This window comes from Rhizobium sp. 01T444, assembly GCF_056398305.1.
In genome coordinates this window covers 1-700 of the sequence record NZ_JBFTPD010000183.1, presented here as the reverse complement: position 1 = coordinate 700, position 700 = coordinate 1, and the positions used below count along the sequence as shown (strand labels likewise).

1 protein-coding gene is annotated in these 700 nt (G+C 67.7%); it reads left to right on the top strand.

The annotated features are described in order from the left end of the window. Positions 1 to 122 precede the first annotated feature (122 nt). A partial coding sequence (locus AC1DTN_RS37875; RefSeq protein WP_477925275.1) for an aminotransferase class III-fold pyridoxal phosphate-dependent enzyme occupies positions 123 to 700 on the top strand: 578 nt, incomplete at its 3' end.

Here is a 700-nt window from a genome sequence, read left to right as displayed (position 1 = left end):
GATCTGCTGTGGCGAAGCGTACAACCGCAGCCTGCCTTCGCACAGGGCCCCCAATGCAGCACCCGCACGAGGGGCATGCGGCCTAAGCTTTGGGACATCCAAAGGCCCAACTTTTGCCCCACATGACACACCCCGCCGCATTGCCCAACAAGGCCGCGCTCGACGCCATCGACCGCGCCCACCTCATCCATCCCGTCTCGCCCTGGCGCGTGCACGAAGAGCGCGGGCCGACCGTGCTCGCCTCGGGCCGCGGCGCGTGGCTGACCGATGCCAACGGCCACGAACTGCTCGACGCCTTCGCCGGCCTTTGGTGCGTGAACGTGGGCTATGGGCAAGAGAGCGTGGTGCAGGCCGCGGCCGAGCAGATGCGCCGGCTGCCCTACGCCACGGGTTACTTTCATTTCAGCAGCGAGCCGGCCATTCGCCTGGCCGAGAAGCTGGTGCAGATCGCGCCCGCATCGCTGACCCGCGTGTAMCTCACGCTCGGCGGCTCCGAGTCGGTCGATGCCGCGGTGCGCTTCATCGTGCAGTACTACAACGCGATCGGCAAACCGTCGAAGAAGCAGTTCATCGCGCTGGAGCGCGGCTACCACGGCTCCTCGTCCACCGGTGCCGGGCTGACCGCGCTGCCGGTGTTCCACCGCGGCTTCGATCTGCCACTGCCCACGCAGCACTACATCCCGTCGCCCAACCCGTACCG